This is a genomic window from Vibrio sp. 1457 (assembly GCF_033340195.1).
Classification (GTDB): domain Bacteria; phylum Pseudomonadota; class Gammaproteobacteria; order Enterobacterales; family Vibrionaceae; genus Vibrio; species Vibrio alginolyticus.
In genome coordinates, this window is the sequence record NZ_JAWOWA010000001.1 from 369595 (window position 1) to 391596 (window position 22002).

The 22002-nt window shown below is 43.8% G+C and carries 16 protein-coding genes; 9 read left to right on the forward strand and 7 right to left on the reverse strand.

Annotation, left to right across the window (positions count from 1 at the left end; genetic code table 11):
- Positions 1-39: 39 nt before the first annotated feature.
- Both R7Z41_RS01695 and R7Z41_RS01700 read right to left on the reverse strand, forming a co-directional pair.
- Positions 40-810: an ABC transporter ATP-binding protein gene (locus tag R7Z41_RS01695; protein WP_005378438.1), complete on the reverse strand. Its 771-nt coding sequence runs from the start codon at positions 808-810 to the stop codon at positions 40-42.
- 241 nt (positions 811-1051) lie between these two features.
- Positions 1052-2515: a 54K polar flagellar sheath protein A gene (locus tag R7Z41_RS01700; protein ID WP_170897178.1), complete on the reverse strand. Its 1464-nt coding sequence runs from the start codon at positions 2513-2515 to the stop codon at positions 1052-1054.
- A 454-nt stretch (positions 2516-2969) separates the two neighbouring features.
- Between R7Z41_RS01700 and R7Z41_RS01705 the strand changes: the two genes are divergently transcribed.
- From R7Z41_RS01705 to R7Z41_RS01745, 9 genes are all read left to right on the forward strand, one after another.
- Entirely contained in the window at positions 2970-4517 is a 1548-nt protein-coding gene (locus R7Z41_RS01705; protein ID WP_005378441.1) for a DUF3360 family protein, read from the forward strand.
- A gap of 303 nt (positions 4518-4820) precedes the next feature.
- Positions 4821-7097: a formate C-acetyltransferase gene (gene pflB / locus R7Z41_RS01710; RefSeq protein ID WP_005378442.1), complete on the forward strand. Its 2277-nt coding sequence runs from the start codon at positions 4821-4823 to the stop codon at positions 7095-7097.
- A 153-nt stretch (positions 7098-7250) separates the two neighbouring features.
- A complete protein-coding gene (locus tag R7Z41_RS01715; protein ID WP_225477379.1) occupies positions 7251-8228 on the forward strand; it encodes a lipid A deacylase LpxR family protein in 978 nt (325 codons plus the stop codon).
- A gap of 211 nt (positions 8229-8439) precedes the next feature.
- The gene (pflA, locus tag R7Z41_RS01720) at positions 8440-9180 is read left to right on the forward strand and encodes a pyruvate formate lyase 1-activating protein (RefSeq protein ID WP_005378444.1); all 741 of its coding nucleotides are present in this window, start codon (positions 8440-8442) and stop codon (positions 9178-9180) included.
- Between the two features lie 153 nt (positions 9181-9333).
- Complete coding sequence (locus tag R7Z41_RS01725; RefSeq protein ID WP_005378445.1) at positions 9334-9999, forward strand: energy-coupling factor ABC transporter permease; 666 nt, start codon at positions 9334-9336, stop codon at positions 9997-9999.
- A 136-nt stretch (positions 10000-10135) separates the two neighbouring features.
- Entirely contained in the window at positions 10136-10636 is a 501-nt protein-coding gene (locus tag R7Z41_RS01730) for a YfbU family protein (RefSeq protein WP_017820021.1), read from the forward strand.
- 493 nt (positions 10637-11129) lie between these two features.
- Complete coding sequence (locus tag R7Z41_RS01735) at positions 11130-13064, forward strand: PrkA family serine protein kinase (RefSeq protein WP_005378447.1); 1935 nt, start codon at positions 11130-11132, stop codon at positions 13062-13064.
- A 47-nt stretch (positions 13065-13111) separates the two neighbouring features.
- Positions 13112-14383 (forward strand): YeaH/YhbH family protein, encoded by a 1272-nt coding sequence (locus R7Z41_RS01740; protein WP_005378448.1) that lies wholly within the window; start codon positions 13112-13114, stop codon positions 14381-14383.
- Positions 14384-14394: 11 nt separating this feature from the next.
- Complete coding sequence (locus R7Z41_RS01745) at positions 14395-15954, forward strand: SpoVR family protein (protein ID WP_005378449.1); 1560 nt, start codon at positions 14395-14397, stop codon at positions 15952-15954.
- A gap of 79 nt (positions 15955-16033) precedes the next feature.
- Here R7Z41_RS01745 and kdsB read toward each other — a convergent pair whose 3' ends face one another.
- The 5 genes from kdsB to R7Z41_RS01770 are packed head-to-tail and all read right to left on the reverse strand — an operon-like array spanning position 16034 to position 21997.
- Positions 16034-16789, reverse strand: coding sequence for a 3-deoxy-manno-octulosonate cytidylyltransferase (gene kdsB / locus R7Z41_RS01750; protein ID WP_005378450.1), 756 nt, complete (start codon positions 16787-16789; stop codon positions 16034-16036).
- The gene (locus tag R7Z41_RS01755; RefSeq protein ID WP_005378451.1) at positions 16789-16968 is read right to left on the reverse strand and encodes a Trm112 family protein; all 180 of its coding nucleotides are present in this window, start codon (positions 16966-16968) and stop codon (positions 16789-16791) included. Before R7Z41_RS01755 ends, kdsB begins: the two co-directional genes overlap by 1 nt.
- Positions 16949-17956, reverse strand: a complete 1008-nt coding sequence (lpxK, locus tag R7Z41_RS01760; RefSeq protein ID WP_054729263.1) for a tetraacyldisaccharide 4'-kinase — start codon at positions 17954-17956, stop codon at positions 16949-16951. Before lpxK ends, R7Z41_RS01755 begins: the two co-directional genes overlap by 20 nt.
- A gap of 5 nt (positions 17957-17961) precedes the next feature.
- Positions 17962-19710, reverse strand: a complete 1749-nt coding sequence (gene msbA, locus R7Z41_RS01765; protein WP_042522131.1) for a lipid A ABC transporter ATP-binding protein/permease MsbA — start codon at positions 19708-19710, stop codon at positions 17962-17964.
- Positions 19711-19741: 31 nt separating this feature from the next.
- A complete protein-coding gene (locus R7Z41_RS01770) occupies positions 19742-21997 on the reverse strand; it encodes a DNA internalization-related competence protein ComEC/Rec2 (RefSeq protein ID WP_213891599.1) in 2256 nt (751 codons plus the stop codon).
- Between the last annotated feature and the right edge of the window lie 5 nt (positions 21998-22002).

The window sequence follows — 22002 nt, forward strand, 5'->3', positions numbered from 1 at the left end:
TGTTGGCTTAGGAGGCAATAGTCTGCCGCCTAACAAATATTAGTAAATGGATGAGATAAACTGCTGTAATCGTTCTGAATCCGGGTTTGTAAATAGCTTAGCTGGATTTCCCTGTTCTTCCACTAAGCCTTGATGTAAAAACATCACATGGTTTGATACGTCACGCGCAAACGCCATTTCGTGCGTGACCACCAGCATGGTTCGTCCTTCATCTGCCAAATCTCTCATTACCCCCAGAACTTCTCCTACAAGTTCTGGGTCAAGCGCAGAAGTTGGCTCGTCAAACAACATCACCTCTGGGTCAACTGCTAGCGCACGGGCAATAGCTGCACGTTGCTGCTGGCCGCCAGATAAGTGCCCAGGGTAATAATCTTTACGCTCATATAGGCCTACTTTCTTAAGCAAGACTTCTGCGTTTTCAATCGCTTGAGCTTTTGGCACGCCTAAGACATGAACAGGCGCCTCAATCACGTTTTCTAGTACGGTTAGGTGAGACCAGAGGTTGAAACCTTGGAAAACCATTGCCAGGCGTGAGCGAATACGTTGGACTTGCTTTTCATTAGCAGGAACAGATTCACCTGCTCTGTTGTTCTTCATTTGGATTAATTCACCATTTACCCAAATTTCGCCCGCGGTAGGCGTTTCTAGCAAGTTGATACATCTGAGAAAGGTACTCTTACCTGAGCCGGAAGAGCCAATGATGGAGATAACATCTCCTTTGTGCGCGGCAAGTGAAATGCCTTTTAAAACTTCATTTTGTCCAAATGTTTTGTGCAGGTCTTTTATATCTAGCGCTGGTACATCATTCATGCGCCCTACTCCCTGTGTTTTTGTCACTGCAATTAAGGGACTCCGCCCTCTCTAATTCGGAACAAATTAGCACCGCCCTTTGAAACTTGCAACAAATTATTAACCTAAATAATTCGAATAGAAAGATACGATAGGCAAATTAATATGCAATATATAGCAACATATTCTTCAAAAGTTGAATATTAAATATAAAAAAGCCCCTTTCAAAGGGGCTTAATTAATTTACAAAAGTGTTAAGACGCTACTTAACCAATACCATAAAATCAGATTTCTGAGCATTCGTATTGACCTTCTCAGAATCAACTTCACTGATCACAAGACCATCGTGATCCACTTTAAGATCGGTCACATCACCATGAGAGAAAAGAGAAACAAAGTCATAGCTATTTAGGTTTGCTTCAGCAGACTCCACGACAATAGATTGTGAGTAATCACTGGTAGAAGAAACTTTCAAATCTTGCTTCACACTGTCATCGAATGTGTAGTAGTACAATTCCGGAACAACGACATCACTCTCTAAAGTTGTAAATATCTTGTGTGTTACTCGGTGTAGTGTTCCAGAGTTAGACTCTGCACGATATGCGAGGCGGCTAAAGCCTTTATCTTGGTCAGTGAAAGCAAAACCAGTATCAATAGTTGAGCCTCTCACCACATGCGACGCAGGCAGAGCATTTAGGTTGTAGTAAGCGCTTGGCTCAATTGAGATATCCCAATTTGCGTCCTGATACATCTTTTGGTTCAGCACTACCGTCCAACCATTGATAGGTTTTTCAGCTGTAACACTGTAAGTCCAAGTTTCCGTTTTTGGCTCAAGCGGGTGGTAGAACTTCGTCGTTGACATAGGTAGCTCTGCAACTTCGTAGTTGTAATCACCAACAAGTACACTGATGTCTAAAGTGTCATATTTAAAAAGTGTTGGGTTCAAGATTGGAGAAGAACCATTCATGCCAACCAACGGCAATGGTGATTCACTCGACCAATCGCGAATACCATACTGGTGCAGTTCTGTTTTCGCTGCGTCTGCATATTGTAGCACGACTGTCGACTCCATCTTCGAACCAATTGCTCTTACATCCAAAGAATCAATAGAATAGGTAGGCTTAGACTCTTTCGCAATTTTAGATATGAAGTTGTACTCTAAGCCACCAGCCTCCGTTGCTTCATATTTAAGGTCAGTTCGGGTAGCCTTACGGAAGTTGCCATTTTTATTGCAAGCAGACACCGCCTCTCGATTCATTGAGAACGTTGAGTTTCTAAGGTTATTGTCCTTTAAAAAATCTCGACCGAAGCTGTTTGCCGTAAATACTGTTCCAGAAGCATCAAGCAACTGATAAGTAAAATAGCCGTCCTCAGGAATGTCTTCTAGAACAAATTTCAAAGTAGTGCCTGATGGGTAGATAAAGTCGCCTTGACGGACACCATTCTTGTCTGAATAGAAACCGACGACTTTACCTCCTGTTAGCTGTGCACTTACGGCTGGTTGATAGGTCAATACCTGCTCGATGCCGTTGCCATCTACTCTTCGGTCGTAAATAGTACAGCTGTCTTTTTGTGCATTTGTTTCACTAATGACATTTGGAGCTGCAAAAGTAAAAGTGAATGTAGTTCTTGGTGTGGAACTACCGCCACCGCCGCCACCGCCGCCGCAACCGACCATTAACCCTGAGATGATTGCCACTAGTGGCAGTACTTTAAGCTGTTTCATGTCTTTTTCCTAAACTGAGCGGCAATGATTAGCCAAAAAATTGTCTTTGCTCTGTCCAAAGCAAGAATAAAGCCAGCTTTATATAATCACCGTGAATATTGACATTTAATCTGCATCTCGTGCAAAAGGACAAAAAGTTCTAATTTTATGCAACTTGTGTAATGAAATTACACAAGATCTCCGCATCTCATTCGCATGCCAGAAACTTTCTGTAGTTTTATTTCACAACCATTCTTAAAGTGATCTAAATCAATCACCCTAAATGGCTATCTTGCTAGACTCCTGCCAAAAGATGAGGCTTTTTTTTGCGCCTCAACACAATAAGTTATTAGCTATGCTTAGGCACAGTGTCGACGTGTAACAAATCTAACAATAGCTAGCATAAGCGTGCCGCAGGATGCGGATTAACACAATTGAATGAAGAATTCATAACTTTTAAATATATGAGGAATCTATGTCAGACGCAGTTAACAAAACGCACTCTGATTCAGATATCGAGACCAAGAGCTACCGTGAGCTTCATCGTCCAGCATCTGAGTTCGCAAGCCGTTCAGACTACCTAGACCACGAACTACAAATTATGAAACCACGTCGTTTTGGCTTGAACTTGCCAGGTCGTGACTTCCGCTTTGAGCTTGAAGACCTTGTTCCAGCGCTTGCTGGTACTATCGGTATTATCGCAATGTACTCTGCGGTAATGATGTCTTGGGCTGAAGGTCTTACTGCAGCATGGGACCACGTAAACTTAGGCAAGGACTTTGCTATCGAAGTTGCGCGTGTAGAAATGCTCATCCCTGCACTTCTTTTCTGTGTACTTGCCTCTGGTTTTATTAACCCTAAAGCCAACCTAGCAGGCAACCACGGCCCAATGATCCCTCTTATTGGTACCATCGCTCTTGCTGGTGCTCACCCTCTTGCATTAGCAATTCTCATTGGTGTGTTTGGTTTGATTTTGAGCCTCTTAAAAGGTGGGTCAAAACTGGTTAACCTCACCTCTGAAGGTACGGCTGGTGGCCTTCTTATTTTCCTAGGTTTAACCGGAACCATGAGCCAAATTAACTCTATTCAAGCTTGGGCTGTTGGTTTGCAATCCGATACGGTTGCCGCTGGTAGCATGGGTTACATCGGTCTGATTGTTCTTGCGGTTACCATTGGCTTATACGCGTTCCTTGCTAAAGTGAACAAACGCTGGCTAGCGATCCCTGTTTGTGCCTTCACTGGGCTTGCAATCGCACTGGCTCTTGGCGCAGGCTTCGATATTAAATTCGTAACCGAGACAGGCCTTCCAAACCTAAATCCAATCTACTGGTGGGGTTCAACAGAAGAAGGTTGGATGCTTGGTCTTCCTAATATGGAACACTTCATCGCTTCACTACCATTCGCCATTCTTGCGGTAGCAATGTGGTCACCTGACTTCTTGGGTCACCGTATCTTCCAAGAGATGAACTACCCACGTAAGAGTGAGAAAGTGCTGATGGACGTTGATGACACAATGACAATGTGTTCCGTTCGCCAAATGGTCGGTACTGCAGTGGGTGGTGGTAACATCACATCATCTTGGGGGACTTACATGATCCCTGCTGCAATCGCGAAACGCCCTATTCCTGCTGGTGCCATCTTACTAGGCTCTCTATGTATTATTGTTGCAATCCTTGGTTTTCCTATGGACGTTGCAGTATGGCCTCCAGTTATGCGCGTTGCTCTTCTCGTTGGTGTATCTCTACCACTGCTTGAAGCTGGCATGCAGATGGTGAAGGACTCGAAAGACTCACAAGCAGCAGGTATCTGTATCTTTGGTTCTGCCGTTGTTAACCCAGTTCTAGCTTGGGCACTAACTATGCTTTTAGATAACAACGGTTTAATTGGAGATAAAGAGCGCGCGTCTCGCCTATCATTTGTAGACAAGATTGTGATCCCAGTAAGCGTACTTGTTATCTGTTTAGTTGCTATGCTTGCAGTTGGTATGCTTGAAGGCCAGTATGGCATCCAAGCTTGGCTATAAGCTAGCAGTCTAGAAATTTGTGGGTAGCGCTCGTCGCTACCCCATTTTTATCGAGATTTTTGAGGATTTATTGATTTAGTTTAAGGTTTGCAAAAAAATTTTAGTTTAACCTCTAACTGTTGCTTAAAAAGAGAAACGTTAAAACTAGTGACAATATTTATAGTTTTGTAAATCGAATACGTAAATTTAAGACTATAAATATTGTTATTCATAAGAGTGTACTGTTCCCCTCTTTTATCTGGGGATAGCTGGCTCAACGGCGAAGCAGTACGTATTTTTTTCTACTAAAAAGGTAGGTATGTCATGGCAGAGCAATTTGCTAAAGCTTGGGAAGGTTTTGCTGCAGGCGACTGGCAAAACGAAGTAAACGTTCGTGATTTCATTCAGAAGAACTACACTCCGTACGAAGGCGACGAATCTTTCCTAGTTTCTGAAGGTACTGAAGCGACTAACAAGCTTTGGGCTAAGGTAATGGAAGGCATCAAACAAGAGAACGCGACTCACGCTCCTGTTGATTTTGATACTTCAGTTATCTCTACCATCACTGCTCACGATGCAGGCTACATCGAAAAAGACCTAGAAACTATCGTAGGTCTTCAAACTGACGCTCCTCTAAAACGTGCGATCATCCCTAACGGTGGTATCCGCATGGTTGAAGGTTCATGCAAAGCCTACGACCGCGAGCTAGACCCACAAGTTAAAAAAATCTACACAGAATACCGTAAAACTCACAACCAAGGCGTTTTCGATATCTACACTCCTCAAATCATGGCGTGTCGTAAATCTGGCGTACTGACTGGTCTTCCAGATGCATACGGTCGTGGTCGTATCATCGGTGACTACCGTCGTGTTGCTCTATACGGTATTGACTTCCTAATGAAGGATAAATTCGCGCAGTTCTCTTCTCTACAAGAGCGTTTTGAGAACGGCGAAGACCTACAAATGACAATGCAGCTTCGTGAAGAGATCGCAGAGCAACACCGTGCTCTAGGTCAAATCAAAGAAATGGCTGCAAAATACGGTTGTGATATTTCTCGTCCTGCTGAAACTGCGCAAGAAGCTATTCAGTGGACTTACTTCGGTTACCTAGCTGCTGTTAAATCTCAAAACGGTGCGGCTATGTCTCTAGGTCGTACTTCTACGTTCCTAGACATCTTCATCGAACGTGATATCGCGGCTGGTAAGCTAACTGAAGAACAAGCTCAGGAAATGATCGACCACTTCGTAATGAAACTACGTATGGTTCGTTTCCTACGTACTCCTGAGTACGATGATCTATTCTCTGGCGACCCTATCTGGGCAACTGAGTCTATGGGTGGTATGGGTCTTGACGGTCGTACGCTAGTTACTCGTACAAACTTCCGTTTCCTAAACTCACTATACACTATGGGTCCTTCTCCAGAGCCAAACATCACTGTTCTTTGGTCTGAGCAACTACCTGAAGGCTTCAAGAAGTTCTGTGCGAAAGTATCTATCGATACTTCTTCTATTCAGTACGAAAATGACGACCTAATGCGTCCAGACATGAACTCTGACGACTACGCGATCGCATGTTGTGTATCTCCAATGGTTGTTGGTAAGCAAATGCAGTTCTTCGGTGCTCGTGCGAACCTTGCGAAAACAATGCTTTACACCATCAACGGTGGTGTGGATGAGAAGCTAAAAATCCAAGTTGGCCCGCAAATGCCTAAGATCGAAGGCGATGTTCTTAACTACGATGAACTGTGGGAGAAAATGGACCACTTCATGGATTGGCTAGCGAAACAATATGTGACTGCACTAAACGCTATCCACTTCATGCACGATAAGTACAGCTACGAAGCGGCACTAATGGCTCTACACGACCGTGACGTTAAACGTACTATGGCTTGTGGTATTGCTGGTCTATCTGTTGCGGCTGACTCACTATCTGCAATTAAATACGCAAAAGTTAAGCCAATTCGTGACGAAGACGGTCTAGCAATCGACTTCGAAATCGAAGGCGATTACCCTAAATTCGGTAACAACGACCCACGCGTTGATGACATTGCATGTGAACTTGTTTCTGTATTTATGGGCAAAATCCGTAAGCTTAAGACTTACCGTGATGCAATCCCTACTCAGTCAATTCTTACTATCACTTCAAACGTGGTTTACGGTAAGAAAACTGGTAACACGCCTGACGGTCGTCGTGCTGGTGCTCCATTTGCTCCAGGTGCAAACCCAATGCACGGTCGTGACGAGAAAGGTGCTGTAGCATCACTAACTTCAGTTGCTAAACTGCCGTTTGCTGACGCACAAGATGGTATCTCTTACACATTCTCTATCGTACCTAACGCACTAGGTAAAGATGAGGGTTCACAACGCGCTAACCTTGCTGGTCTTATGGATGGTTACTTCCACCACGAAGCGGGTATCGAAGGTGGTCAACACCTAAACGTGAACGTTCTTAACCGTGAAACTCTAGAAGACGCAGTTAAGCACCCAGAGAAATACCCTCAGCTAACAATCCGTGTATCTGGTTACGCTGTTCGCTTCAACTCTCTAACTGCAGAGCAACAAGCTGACGTAATCGCGCGTACATTCACTGAGTCTCTATAAGACTATAGCGAAATAACGTTCTAGTAATACAACAAAGGCTGATGCTAAGTAGCATCAGCCTTTTTTTATTTCTTGAATGAAAGTTGTGATATCGCGAAAGACTTTTGCCCGCATTCTTACGTATGATGCGAAAAAAGTTAGCAAATAAAGTCTATGAGATTTAGTAAATTAATTATTCTTACCCTTCTTTCTCCAGTTGCAATAGCATCCACTAAGTCTACGGTTTCTTTTACCATCGACAACGATGGTATTTTTGGCGTCGATCAAGACTATACGAATGGTGTTTTCCTTTCTTACGCGACAGACCAACTGACACAAGAAAGCCAATGGAAATGGCTGAGTCTAACTAACTCAGAGCACGCCAATATCGATAAAATAGAGTTGGTTCTTGGCCACAAGATGTGGACTCCAAGCGACATTGAAGCCGATTATCCACTAATCAATGATCGCCCATATGCCGGTTACCTACACACCGAAATCAACTACCTTTCCCTAACGAGTGACAAAGCTGTACGGTACAATTTCACCATAGGAACTACGGGTGAAAGTTCGCTATCAGAAAAGGCGCAAGAAATCGTTCACGGCATAACAGGATCGACGGACCCTCAAGGTTGGGATTACCAGATTGAAGATAAAGTGGCGTTCAGCCTTGGTTACCGCGTATTTAACAAATTGATGCGCAGCGAAGAACAAAAAACACAATGGGAGATCACCAACATTAACGACATCAATGCGGGTAACTTCCGTAGTGATGTCTCTCAAGGCGTCATGTTTCGTTGGGGTACAAACCTAGCGAATAGCATCGGAGCCGCCAATATCAGTGTCGAAAGCCCTTTCTCAGCAAGTATGATCGCTCAGAACACGTCGAGTTGGTTCTTGTTCACCGGGTTTGAAGGTCGTTACCGCTTTAATGACATGACTATCGAAGGAGATCGTCCTGGCATTCCTGAACCGTCAGCGCCATACGACGTCACACTGCAAAATTGGCAAGCAAGTGCCGTCGCGGGAGTATCTTGGTACAACCAAAATTACGGTGCAAGCATCACCTTTACAATTAAAACACCGGATTATGAAGAAGCCCAAACCGATGTTTATGGGACAGGCTCGTTCTCCGTGTTCGCCTTTTTCTAAAAACTGGATTATCCCAGCATCGAAGTCAATCTAGATACACGGCAAGTTCTCGGGGTAGGTATTAACCACCTCGTGTTCAAGCGTTTATGTAGATTGGCTCCATCTATTTTCTTTCTTCAAATAACCTTGCCTTTAGTACCGACAAAGCTGTTTTAACCCTGCTTTTTGTAATAAAATAACAGCTAGAATTTACTAGTAATGAGAGCAAAAGATGTCAACAGCTGGTCGTATTCACTCATTTGAGTCATGTGGTACCGTAGACGGACCTGGTATTCGATTTATCGTCTTCTTGCAAGGTTGTTTAATGCGCTGTAAGTATTGCCATAACCGCGATACTTGGGACACGCATGATGGCAAAGAAGTCACGGTTGAAGAAATCATTTCCGAAGCGAAAAGTTACCGCCACTTCATGAATGCATCAGGTGGTGGCGTTACTTGTTCTGGCGGCGAAGCGATGCTTCAACCGGAATTCGTACGTGATTTTTTCCGCGCAGCTAAAGCCGAGGGCATTCATACATGTCTAGATACTAACGGTTATGTTCGTAAGCACACTGATGTTATCGATGAAGTACTGGATGCAACAGACTTAGTCATGCTTGATATCAAACACATGAAAGACGAAGTGCACCAAGATCTCATCGGTGTATCCAACCGACGCACATTGGACTTTGCTCGTTACTTACAAAAAATCGGAAAGAAAACATGGATTCGCTATGTCGTCGTGCCTGGTTACACAGATGACCCAGAAGCAGCACACATGCTTGGTGAATTTATTAAAGACATGGATAACATCGAAAAGGTCGAGTTACTTCCTTACCACAAATTAGGGGCTCATAAATGGGAAGCGTTAGGCTTAGAATACCCACTCGAAGGCGTAAACCCGCCACCGAAAGAAACCATGGATGAAATTCAATCCATTCTTGCTCAATACAACGATAACGTAAAATACTAAGTGAACCGCAAGACTAACCTCTTTAAAATACCAGCTTATTGCTGGTATTTTTTTGATTATATCTAAGCCTTATCAGTGAGTTTCTCTGCGGTCATTTAGGTATAAAAGAACGATAGAAATGATTGCGTCATGTTCGCATAGGAAGGAAGTAACATGGATCTGTTTAACTTAGGCTCTCTTGTTGTCTCAATTTGGATAGTAGTAGTCTACTGCCTACCAGATTGGAAAAAAGTCGTTTGGCCCAAACTGGAAAAAGAAAAAGGATTTCAGCACCTCGTTTTTGCAACGCTATTCTTTTTCAGTATTTTATGGACAGCTCAAGCAGGTGTAAAAGAAGGATTACAGATTCATTTTCTTGCACTAACAACGCTGACGATGATGTATGGTTGGCGCATGGCATTTCTACTCAGCATTCCCGCTATGTTGGTCAACCACCTACTACATGATGTGTCCTTGCTACTCTTACCCACGTCGTTAGTTCTATCTGCCCTAATTCCGATTTTCATTAGTTACTTAGTGTTTCTTCTGAGTTACCACTACTTGCCACGAAACATTTTTGTTTTCATCTTCGTTGCTGGATTTTTCAATGGCGCGATAACAGGAAGTCTGCACCTCATCATTAACTCTTTTTATCACCTATCAGTTGGTCACTACGATTGGGAAACCATTCAACATAACTACTTTGTTTTTGTGCCGTTGCTCGCCTTTCCAGAAGGTCTATTAAATGGTATGGCACTGGCGGTTTTAACCGTATTCAAGCCAGAGTGGCTGAGAGTATTTTCAGACCGAGACTACATATACAATCATTACCATAAATAAGTGTTTTCAAACTGGTCAAAAGTGACAGTTCTTGCCATTTTTTAGTATTAAATATGTGTTGAGATCATGTTTCACTCGTGTCTTAAGAGTTAACCTAAGCACATTAAAAATGTATTAGATATATAGTGAGGCCACCATGGAAATGTCAAACGCTCAACGTTTGATTCTATCAAACCAATACAACCTTATGTCTCAACTTGATCCAAGTAATGCGGCCAAATACAAACGCTTACAAACGATAGTTGAACGTGGTTATGAACTACAAATGCGAGAGTTGAACAAAGATTTCGGCTGCCTCTCAGAAGCAGAATGTCGTGAGATCATCGACGTTATGGAGATGTATCATGCGATGCAAGAATCTTACAACATGCTAGAAGATGAAGATCGCAGCAACGTGGATCAACGTCGCTTGAAGTTCTTGGGATTTGATATCGCTTCAGAAGCGCAACAAGTACATTACGTACGTTTTCTCATCGATTCTGAAGGTTTGTACCCTCAGTTTGACAAGGCAGATCATCACTTTAACAGCCAAATGCCGATGCTAGATAAATACCGCCGTATGCTGCAAACTTGGCGTAACTGCCCTCGTCAGTATCATTTATGTGAAAACGAACTAGCGCAAATCTTCAGCGCATAAAATGGTCGTCTAAGAATGAGGAGAGCGCCCGCTCTCCTTGTTATTTACCCTGTCACAAACTTATCTAAGACTTTGCTCTCTTCCTACCTCTTTCACTTGCCTTGCTCAAGGTAGAACAACGAATCACTGAGACTCTTCTGTCTTTGCCAAATATTTGATTTCTATTGCACCTATTCACGACATAAATTCGTCCTTAATAAAAGAGTGATTCAAATGTCACTTTTACAATAAATTCATAATTGTTAAGCAAAATTGCAAATCCCCGACTAGGCTTAAGTAGAGAAAGGCTGTGATTGAAAAATTCATATCCACCGCTCACCGTTGTAACGAAAAAACCGTCCATAAAGCAAAGTCTTTGGTGTCGCCAATCTTACATTCTGTACGAACCAAATGTGATAACAGGACGTATATTCAAACAACAACGAGCATAACTGTTGGTGGAAAGCCTGAATCAACGTTCGTCGGTAGACTGACTATTAAAGGGGAAAGCGACATGAGTATTTTCGACCACTATCAATCAAGATATGAAGCTGCAAAAGATGAAGAGATGTCGTTACAGGAGTTTTTAGCCCTGTGTAAAGATGACAAAAGCGCTTATGCTAATGCAGCAGAACGCCTACTGATGGCGATTGGTGAACCAGAGATAATCGATACGGCAAAGGATCCGAGACTAAGCCGAATCTTCTCGAATCGTGTTATCTCTCGTTATGAAACCTTTAAAGACTTTTATGGCATGGAAGATGCCATAGAACAAATTGTGTCTTACCTAAAACATGCGGCGCAAGGCCTAGAAGAGCGTAAGCAGATTCTTTACCTACTCGGCCCTGTAGGTGGCGGTAAGTCTTCGCTTGCAGAAAAGCTTAAGGCTCTGATGGAACAGATGCCTATTTATGTTCTTACTGCTAACGGCGAACGCAGCCCAGTGAATGACCATCCATTCTGCCTATTCAAAGCCACAGAAGATGGCGATATTTTGAAAAAAGAATATGGCATCGAGCACCGTTATCTTCGCTCGATCATGTCTCCTTGGGCCGCTAAACGTCTTCACGAGTTTGGTGGTGATATCACCAAATTTAAAGTAGTGAAAGTACGCCCTTCTATCCTTGACCAAATCGGTATTGCCAAAACTGAACCAGGCGATGAAAACAACCAAGATATCTCATCATTGGTTGGTAAAGTCGATATTCGTAAGCTTGAACACTATTCGCAAGACGATCCAGACGCTTACAGCTACTCCGGTGCGCTGTGTAAAGCAAACCAAGGTTTAATGGAATTCGTTGAGATGTTCAAAGCACCAATCAAAGTGCTTCACCCGCTGTTAACAGCAACGCAAGAAGGCAACTTCAACGGTACAGAAGGCCTTTCTGCGATTCCATTCGACGGTATGATTCTGGCTCACTCAAACGAATCTGAGTGGCAGACCTTCCGTAACAACAAGAACAATGAAGCGTTCTTGGACCGTGTTTATATTGTGAAAGTACCTTACTGTCTACGTGTTTCAGAAGAAGTCAAAATTTACCAAAAACTTCTTGAAAACAGTGAGTTGTCTCAAGCCCCTTGTTCACCTAGTACGCTCGAGACTCTGGCACAATTCAGTATTCTTTCTCGACTTAAAGAGCCTGAGAACTCGTCCATCTTCTCTAAGATGCGCGTATACGATGGTGAAACGCTGAAAGATACGGATCCAAAGGCAAAAAGCTATCAAGAGTATCGTGATTATGCTGGTGTCGATGAAGGCATGAACGGTCTCTCAACACGTTTTGCCTTTAAGATTTTGTCACGCGTATTTAACTTCGACCAAACCGAAGTGGCAGCCAACCCTGTACATCTATTCTATGTGATTGAACAACAGGTCGAGCGCGAACAGTTCCCTGCTGAAACAGCAGAGAAGTATCTCGAGTTCTTGAAAGGCTACCTAGTACCTCGATACGTTGAGTTTATCGGTAAAGAGATTCAGACTGCTTATCTTGAGTCTTACTCTGAATACGGCCAAAACATCTTCGACCGATATGTCACCTATGCAGACTTCTGGATTCAAGACCAAGAGTACCGAGATCCAGAAACCGGTCAGCTATTTGATCGCTCTTCACTGAATGCAGAGCTAGAAAAGATCGAAAAAACAGCTGGTATTTCTAACCCGAAAGATTTCCGAAACGAAATCGTTAACTTTGTGCTTCGTGCGAAAGCGAATAACAATGGTCAAAACCCGGTTTGGACCAGCTACGAAAAACTGCGCACAGTAATCGAGAAGAAAATGTTCTCCAATACCGAAGAGCTACTTCCGGTTATCTCATTTAATGCGAAAACCTCTTCTGAAGATCAGAAGAAGCACGACGACTTTGTCGCTCGCATGATGGAAAAAGGCTATACCGAGAAACAGGTTCGCCTACTTTCTGAGTGGTACCTACGAGTACGTAAGTCATCCTAACCCAGTATTGAGTTAGGTCGCTTGTGAAACATGAAGAGGGCTATTTCATGGCGCAATTTATAGACCGAAGGCTCAATGGCAAGAACAAGAGCGCTGTTAATCGACAGCGCTTCTTGAAGCGCCACAAAGAGCAAATAAAAGAGTCGGTAGCAGACGCAGTGAATCGACGCTCGATTACGAATACGGAAACGGGCGAAGACGTCTCTATCCCTCACAAAGACATCAACGAGCCTATATTTCATCAAGGCAAAGGTGGTGTTCGCGAACGAGTTCATCCCGGTAACGACCAATTCATTACTGGTGATAAAATTGAGCGTCCCAAAGGTGGCGGTCAGGGTAGCGGCTCAGGAGAAGGGAACGCCAGTCCAGATGGAGAAGGCCAAGACGAATTTGTATTCCAAATATCAAAAGATGAGTACCTCGATATTTTGTTCGAAGATCTCGAGCTGCCTAATCTAGAAAAAAACCAAATTGCCAAAATCACTGAATGGAAAACACACCGTGCAGGCTTTCAAACTGCCGGTATCCCTTCCAATATCGCCGTAGTACGTTCTCTGCAACAATCTCTTGCGCGCCGTACTGCAATGACTGCTGGTAAGAAACGACTTCTTAAAGAGTTAGAAGACGAACTTGCTCGCATCAAAAATATTGAACCTGCTCAGCAGTTTGAAGAGAACCGCTTGAAGGCTGAAATTGAAGAACTGCGCAAGAAAATCGAAAGCGTGCCTTTCATCGATACCTTCGACTTACGCTTCAAGAACTATGAGAAACGCCCGGTACCATCGAGCCAAGCGGTCATGTTCTGTCTAATGGACGTATCCGGTTCGATGGATCAGGCAACGAAAGACATCGCAAAACGCTTCTATGTTCTTTTGTACTTGTTCTTAACTCGTACCTACGAGAATGTCGAAGTCGTCTTTATCCGCCACCATACCCAAGCGAAGGAAGTGGACGAGCACGAATTTTTCTACTCACAAGAAACCGGGGGTACCATTGTATCTAGCGCGCTCAAGTTAATGGATGAAATAGTAAAAGAGCGATACCCGATTGGTCAGTGGAACATATATGCAGCTCAAGCATCCGACGGTGACAACTGGGCAGATGATTCGCCAAGATGCCGGGATCTGTTAGTGAACAAATTACTTCCAAACTGTCAGTACTACTCTTACATAGAGATCACGCGGCGCTCGCACCAAACTCTATGGCATGAGTACGAAAAACTCACTGAAGAGTTTCCTAATTTCGCAATGAAAAACATTCGCTCTGTGGAGGATATTTTCCCAGTCTTTCGTGAACTATTCCAAAAAGAAACGGCGTAAGGAGGCTAGCGATGAATACCGCAACGAGAAACCTCTCAGGAGAGGCGCCTAAGAAGCGTAACAGTAAAGTGTTGCCAGATGGACCAGATTGGACATTTGAGCTGTTAGAGCGATACCACAAAGAAATTAAGCGTGTCGCGGAGCATTATCGCCTAGACACTTACCCTAACCAAATAGAAGTGATTACTTCAGAGCAGATGATGGATGCCTATTCAAGTATCGGCATGCCAATCAATTACAACCACTGGTCATTTGGTAAAAAATTCATTCAAACAGAGCAGAACTATAAACATGGTCAAATGGGGTTAGCCTACGAGATTGTGATTAACTCCGACCCTTGTATTGCTTATTTGATGGAAGAAAATACGGTAACAATGCAAGCACTCGTGATAGCGCACGCGTGTTACGGCCATAACTCTTTTTTCAAAGGTAATTACCTATTCCAAACGTGGACTGACGCCAGCTCTATTATCGACTATCTGCTGTTCGCGAAAAAGTATTTAGCCGAGTGTGAAGAACGGTATGGCGTAAAAGAAGTGGAAAAGCTGCTCGACTCTTGTCATGCGTTAATGAACTTTGGTGTAGACCGCTACAAGCGTCCAGAGAAAATCTCAATTACAGAGGAAAAAGCAAGACAAGAAGAACGCGAAGCATACCTACAATCTCAAGTTAATGAGCTTTGGCGCACCGTACCGACAGCCAAGACGAAAGAGGAAGACATTAAAGAGCGATTCCCAAGCGAGCCTCAGGAAAACTTGCTCTACTTCTTCGAAAAACATGCGCCGTTGCTAGAGCCGTGGCAACGTGAAGTTGTTCGGATCGTCCGTAAGATCAGTCAGTATTTTTATCCGCAAAAACAAACGCAAGTCATGAATGAGGGCTGGGCAACGTTCTGGCACTACACCATACTCAACCATCTTTATGATGAGGGCTTGGTGTCTGAAAAATTCATTCTAGAGTTCTTACATAGCCACACCAGTGTCGTGGCTCAGCCGCCTTATAACAGTCCTTACTTTAATGGCATTAACCCCTACGCGTTAGGCTTTGCCATGTTCCGAGATATTAAGCGTATCTGTGAAGAACCAACTGATGAGGACAAAGAGTGGTTTCCAGACCTAGCAGGAACCGACTGGTTAGATGCAGTGCATTTCGCGATGCATAATTTCAAAGATGAAAGCTTTATTAGCCAATACCTTTCTCCGAAATTAATGCGTGATTTCAAGTTGTTTGCGATCAACGATGATGATCATAAGAACTTTATTGAAGTCGCTGCGATACACGATGAGATGGGTTATAAACGCATTAGAGAAACCCTAGCCGCTCAGTACAACTTATCTAATCTTGAGCCAAACATTCAGGTGTTTAATGTCGATGTCCGTGGTGATCGATCGCTTACGTTGCAGTACGTTCCTCACAACCGCATCCCACTTGATGATAGTTACGAAGAAGTTCTAAAGCACGTGTATCGATTATGGGGCTTTGATGTCATTCTCCAAGAAGTGAAAGACACCGGTCACCGAGAGGTCTTAGCGACCTGCCCTAAACGGAACCAATACGACACTAACATTTAACTAATACCTCGATACAAGTAAAACAAAAAGGCTCCTAATTCAGGAGCCTTGTTTATTCTTAAATCTATCTGAGCATTTGTTACGCTTGCTTTGCAACAATCGCGCGCACGGCTTCTAGGTCTTCGGGCGTATCAACCCCTGCCGCTGGTGCTTCTTTCGCTACCGCCACATGAATTTTTTCACCGTACCAAAGCACTCGCAGTTGCTCAAGACACTCAATCTGCTCTAATGCACTTGGTGCCCAATTGACATACGTATTAATGAAACCAGCTCGATAAGCATAAATACCAATATGACGCATTAATGGGTTGGCAATGGTTTTGTCTTGTTTAGCAAAGTTATCGCGATCCCAAGGGATGGTTGCTCGACTAAAGTACAACGCATAGCCTTGCTCATCTGCGACAACTTTAACAGCGTTCGGGTTGAACACTTCCTCTTCCGAGTCTATTTCTACAGCTAACGTCGCCATCGGGGCTTCACACCCAGATAAGTTATCAGCAACCTGACGAATGATGGACGGCGGAATCAAAGGCTCATCCCCTTGCACATTAACAATAATGTGGTCTGACGGAATAGCCATTTTTTCAACAACTTCTGCAAGACGCTCCGTACCTGATTCGTGGTGGGGAGAGGTCATACAAACTTTACCACCAAATGACGAAACCGCTTTCGCAACACGCTCGTCATCAGTTGCAACGATGACATCTTCCGCACCCGCTTGTAGCGCTTGTTCATAAACCCACTGAACCATAGGCTTACCACCAATATCCGCTAGCGGTTTACCAGGCAAACGGCTCGATGCGTAGCGCGAAGGGATGACAACCGTAAAAGACATTAGCGTCCCTCATCCATGCTCATAGTGCGAGCTTCAGGCTCTAGCAGAACTGGAATACCCTCTTTGATCGGGTAAGCAAGGCGATCCAATTTGCAGATCAACTCTTGATTATCTTTATCGTACGTCAGCTTACCTTTGCAAACAGGGCAAGCTACAATCTCAAGTAGACGGTGATCCATAAGCCGCTTTAACCTCTTTTATTCTATTTAAAATTTGCTCTGCATCGTTTGACTCAAACTGGGCAGATACAGGCAGATACCACCAATTATCTTGCGCATAATGGCTGCACTTGACGGCATCTTTCTCGGTCATAATCACATTGGTCCCTTGTTGAGCCAATGCTTCTAATTCTTGTTGATCAAAGTCTTGATGGTCAGCAAAACCTTTTGTGACTTTAACATCTGCGTTCATCGAGTTTAGTGTATGAAAAAAACGCGGAGGATGCCCAATGCCCGCAAATGCGACGAGATCTTTCAACTCCGAGACATCCACATGTTGCTTAGTCTTAAGATTAATAGCTTTAGAGGGTGCTAAAGCCATTGCGATTTCGCCCGTATGCGCTTGACCGCCATTGGTGATGATAAAGTCGACTTCTTTAAGTCGCTCAATACCTTCACGTAAAGGACCTAATGGAATCAGGCTTTCATTCCCAAACCGGCGATTCCCATCCACAATCACTAACTCAATATCACGGCCTAACGCATAATGTTGTAATCCATCATCCGTAATTATGATATCCACATCCAAATCTAGCAGTGCTTTCACTGCATTTGAACGCACAGGATCTACCGCAACAGGTGCTCCTGTACGGCGATGAATCAACTTAGGTTCATCGCCACAATGCTTCGCTGGCGTATCTTCTTTTAGCACTAACGGATAGGCAGGAGCCTTTGCCCCATAACCACGAGAAACAACCCCCGGCTTAAAGCCCATTTGCTGTAGTTGCTCAACAAGCCACACAACAACTGGTGTTTTACCATTGCCACCAGCAGTGATATTGCCAACCACAACAACAGGTATAGGCGCATTATAAGCTTGCTTGCGGCCAGTTTGGTATTGCTTTCGCTTTGACTTGCTTATCGCTCCAAATAATAAACTCAGTGGCCACAAAAGCGGCCACAAGAGATATTTTATTGGATGGCTTTCAAACCAGATTTTTTCAATCACCGCGCTTATTCACCAAACTGAATACGGTGCAATTGTGCATACGCACCATTTTTCTCAATAAGCTCAGCGTGGTTGCCACGTTCAATGATGGCACCATCATCAACCACAAGAATTTCATCGGCTTTCTCGATTGTGGATAAGCGGTGCGCTATTACAAGTACCGTTTTGTCTTTTTGCAGCTCATCAAGTGCAGCTTGAATAGCTCGCTCGGATTCGGTATCCAAAGCCGAAGTTGCCTCATCAAGAATCAGCACTGGAGCATCACGCAATAGAGCTCGCGCAATCGCAACACGTTGGCGTTGACCACCAGACAAGCTAGCACCATTTTCACCAATCATGGTATCAAGTCCATCATCCATTTTGCCGATGAACTCCATCGCATGCGCGAGTGTTGCCGCTTTCTCGATATCACTGCGCTCGTATTGGCCATCCGTTGCGTACGCAATATTGTTTGCTATCGTGTCATTAAACAAATGAACATTTTGCGATACTAGTGCAAATTGCTGACGTAAATTCTTTAGCTCGTAATCACGAATATCATGCCCATCTAATGTGATAGATCCACTGTCAACATCATAGAAGCGGTTGAACAAGTTCGCGATGGTACTTTTACCTGAGCCAGAACGGCCAACTAGCGCCACCGTTTTTCCTCTTGGAATATCGAAGCTGACATTTTCCAATGCTGGTTTTTCTGCACCAGTGTAAGTAAAGCTTACGTTTTTAACTGAAACATCGCCATTTGCGCGTTCAACTGTCAACTTACCTTCGTTTTTCTCAGGCTCGAGGTCAATTAACGCGAAGAGCGTTTGGCTCGCGGCCATACCACGTTGGAACTGAGAAGTAACGTTAGTCAGCGCTTTAAGTGGGCGCATCAGACCAAACATTGCAGAGAAGACAACAGTAAATGTACCTGGAGTCAGTTGCTCTTTAATCGAATCAATACTTGCTAAATAAAGAACGGCAACAATTGCAAGTGATGCAATCATTTGGATGATAGGGTTAGCCGCCGCTTGAGCCGTCACCAACTTCATGCTTTGTTGACGCATTTGGTTGCTGACTTTTTCAAATCGTTTACGTTCGATGTCTTGGCCGCCATAGCTCAACACAACTTTATGGCCTTTCAGCATCTGCTCTGCTGATGCAGTTACGTTACCCATCATGGTCTGCATATTTTTGGATATTTTTCTAAAACGTTTAGAAACAACACCAATACCCCATGCCACAACGGGAGCAACAGCAAACAGCACTAGCGACAATTGCCAGCTGTTGTAAAACATCAAGACTAACAGACCAATGATACTTGCGCCTTCACGCACAATGCTCACCAACGCTTGGCTAGTTGCCGCTGATACTTGCTCTGAGTCGTAGGTTATACGCGACAATAAGTTGCCCGTCTTTTCCTTATCAAAGTAAGACACTGGCATATGCATAAAGTGATTGAACACCATGCGACGGACTTGCATAACTACGTTGCCAGATACCCAGCTCAAACAGTAGGTGGAGACAAATCCACTTATGCCACGGATGAACATCATGGCAAAAATAATCAATGGAAGCGTGCGTAAAAAATCAGACTCAGCGTTCCCAAAACCTTCATCGAGTAGTGGTTTTAGTAGGGAAATCATATAGGTATCTGATATGGCATTAATAACTAATGCAATGACTGCAACGACAAGACCTGACTTGTAAAGGCGAATAAATTGCCATAGACGCTTAAACGTCTGCCAAGTCGTTTCATCAGTATTTATCGACATAGAAGTGCTTTATTTTCTTACATTAAGACTCTCATTCTACTCCCTTACGCAGCATCTGCCTATACCAAGGCTCAAATGTATCGCTACGTTTGGTTTCTGAGCGCCAATTATCACGGTGAATAAAGAAGCTTACCTGACCACCCTCACCAGTATCAAGCCAAGTGACGCCAAGTTTTCGGTATGAAGCAACGACATTTTCCGCTGGCATTCCCCATCGATTGTTTTTTGCTAAAGAAGCAACCGCCACACTCGGGCTCACCGCCTCGATAAATCGAGGATTCGATGAACTTTTACTCCCGTGGTGAGGGACTAGCATCACATCGCTTTGTAACTTTCCGGGTTCTCTAAGCAAAATCCACTCGCTAATGGCCTCAATATCACCAGTAAAAAGCATACTAAAGTTAGAAATAGGGTCAGTAAGTCGTAATACACAGGAGTGCGGATTATACGCACGTTGAACAAGTGCAGGAGGCCAGAGCACTTCCATGTTTAATCCTTGCCATTTCCATTGGTCGCCTCTAGTGCAAGGCTCATATTCGATAAAGAATTGACTACTAAGTTTACGCTGTGGAGAAAAGGCATCTTCAATGAAAAAGCGGCCGCCTGCGTGATCATTATCGGAATGGCTTAGAATCAGTGTATCTATGCTTTCATAACCTCGTTGATGCAAAACCGGAGTGACGACCTGCTCTGCGATACTGCCGCTTTGCCATGCTTTACCAGTGTCATACAGCAACACCTTGTCGTCTTTTTCTACAACCACTGCAAGGCCATGACCTACATCTAATACATCGATACGCCAATGCGGTTCATCCTCCGCTGCAAACTTGATACTAATAACGATGCCGAGTAACAAATACCACGCGTACTGAGACATGAACCGTTGAAATATTAAGCAAACCACTATCACCATAACCAGCATTGTCATTTCCATGCTAATGGGTTGCCAAGAACCTACTGCGTACTGTATTGACGTGCTCAATGGCTGTAATGACCAGTCCACCAAATGCCACAGAGGCTTCGCTATCATTTCAAGAAACAAAGATGAGAACAGGGCTAGAAACATCAAAGGTACAACGATAAATCCGAACCAAGGAATAAATACCAAGTTGTAGGCTATTGAGGACAAACTAAAACCGGAGAAGAAATGGCCACTAACAGGTACGATTAAAGCGCTCAACATCAATTGAGTAAGCAATAACGCTTTTAATCGCGCTTTCCAACCTCCCCTTTGATGTCGAATCAAATTAATTGCGAACAATACCGCACAAACGGAGAGGTACGATAACCAAAAGCTCATACTGTAGGATGCAAAAGGTTGGACAAGCAGTTGTAGAGATACTGCAAGCAAAAGAACTCGCCAAGAAGTCCAGTGCACCAGAGTATACTTCAGGAGAACGTAAACAACGCATACCGACACTGCTCGCGTAGTAGGCAGAGAGAAATCCGCTAACCAAGCGTAGGCAACAGCGAAGATCAGCCCATATAAGCTAGGCAACAACTGGTATTGGGGTAATAGATAACGAACGGTACCGCCCACGACTAGCCCAAAAGTAAACGCCATACCAATATGTAAACCAGAAATGGAGACCAAATGCAGTAAACCACTGTCCCTGAGCACTTGCCAATCTTCCTTAGACAACCAAGAACGGTCAGCAAAAACTAACGCACTTATTAACGAGAAATGATGAAGGGAAGACACATCATCAGCGACATCGGCAATAATGGATTGACGCAGAGATACATTAGAACGAACAATCCACTGAGCGTCTTTGTTAACAACCGCTCGGGCGATAATATTTTTACCCATCGCGTGCTTTTCAGCATCAAAGCCAGCTTCGTTGCGTAGACCTGTAATCGGCTTTAACGAGATGGATGTCGTAAACTCACTGTTAACATCGAGTGGAAAAGGCGTAATAAGACGGATTTTAGGTTTAAGAAAAGGTAACAGAGTTTGAGAATTTACCGCTTCTATAGCGACAATACCTTCATAACCGTGACTTATTTGCGTAAAAGGGCTGTCAACTTTACCAATTATGGTAATATTCTCCCCTGCTTGAAAAAGGGCTTGTCTCTGAGACTCCAATACATTGCCGTGGACGATGACAACCATAAAGCCCGCAATTGCGCCTATGCTAATTAAGCCACGACGTAATTTGATTATTGAGCCAGTGGTTATTATTCCCAGCAGCAACCAACGCCAATCTGGTATTGTCGGCCACCAAGCTGACGAGATTACGCTCGCTACAAATAACGCCAAGGTCCAACTTTTTTCTGAGAGAGTCATGCTGT

Coding starts and splice junctions, on each gene's coding strand:
- R7Z41_RS01695 (WP_005378438.1), bottom strand. CDS start 810: ATGAATGATGTACCAGCGCTAGATATAAAAGACCTGCACAAAACATTT.
- R7Z41_RS01740 (WP_005378448.1), top strand. CDS start 13,112: ATGGCGCAATTTATAGACCGAAGGCTCAATGGCAAGAACAAGAGCGCT.
- R7Z41_RS01705 (WP_005378441.1), top strand. CDS start 2,970: ATGTCAGACGCAGTTAACAAAACGCACTCTGATTCAGATATCGAGACC.
- msbA (WP_042522131.1), bottom strand. CDS start 19,710: ATGTCGATAAATACTGATGAAACGACTTGGCAGACGTTTAAGCGTCTA.
- pflA (WP_005378444.1), top strand. CDS start 8,440: ATGTCAACAGCTGGTCGTATTCACTCATTTGAGTCATGTGGTACCGTA.
- kdsB (WP_005378450.1), bottom strand. CDS start 16,789: ATGTCTTTTACGGTTGTCATCCCTTCGCGCTACGCATCGAGCCGTTTG.
- R7Z41_RS01715 (WP_225477379.1), top strand. CDS start 7,251: ATGAGATTTAGTAAATTAATTATTCTTACCCTTCTTTCTCCAGTTGCA.
- R7Z41_RS01735 (WP_005378447.1), top strand. CDS start 11,130: ATGAGTATTTTCGACCACTATCAATCAAGATATGAAGCTGCAAAAGAT.
- R7Z41_RS01745 (WP_005378449.1), top strand. CDS start 14,395: ATGAATACCGCAACGAGAAACCTCTCAGGAGAGGCGCCTAAGAAGCGT.
- R7Z41_RS01725 (WP_005378445.1), top strand. CDS start 9,334: ATGGATCTGTTTAACTTAGGCTCTCTTGTTGTCTCAATTTGGATAGTA.
- R7Z41_RS01700 (WP_170897178.1), bottom strand. CDS start 2,515: ATGAAACAGCTTAAAGTACTGCCACTAGTGGCAATCATCTCAGGGTTA.
- R7Z41_RS01770 (WP_213891599.1), bottom strand. CDS start 21,997: ATGACTCTCTCAGAAAAAAGTTGGACCTTGGCGTTATTTGTAGCGAGC.
- R7Z41_RS01730 (WP_017820021.1), top strand. CDS start 10,136: ATGGAAATGTCAAACGCTCAACGTTTGATTCTATCAAACCAATACAAC.
- R7Z41_RS01755 (WP_005378451.1), bottom strand. CDS start 16,968: ATGGATCACCGTCTACTTGAGATTGTAGCTTGCCCTGTTTGCAAAGGT.
- pflB (WP_005378442.1), top strand. CDS start 4,821: ATGGCAGAGCAATTTGCTAAAGCTTGGGAAGGTTTTGCTGCAGGCGAC.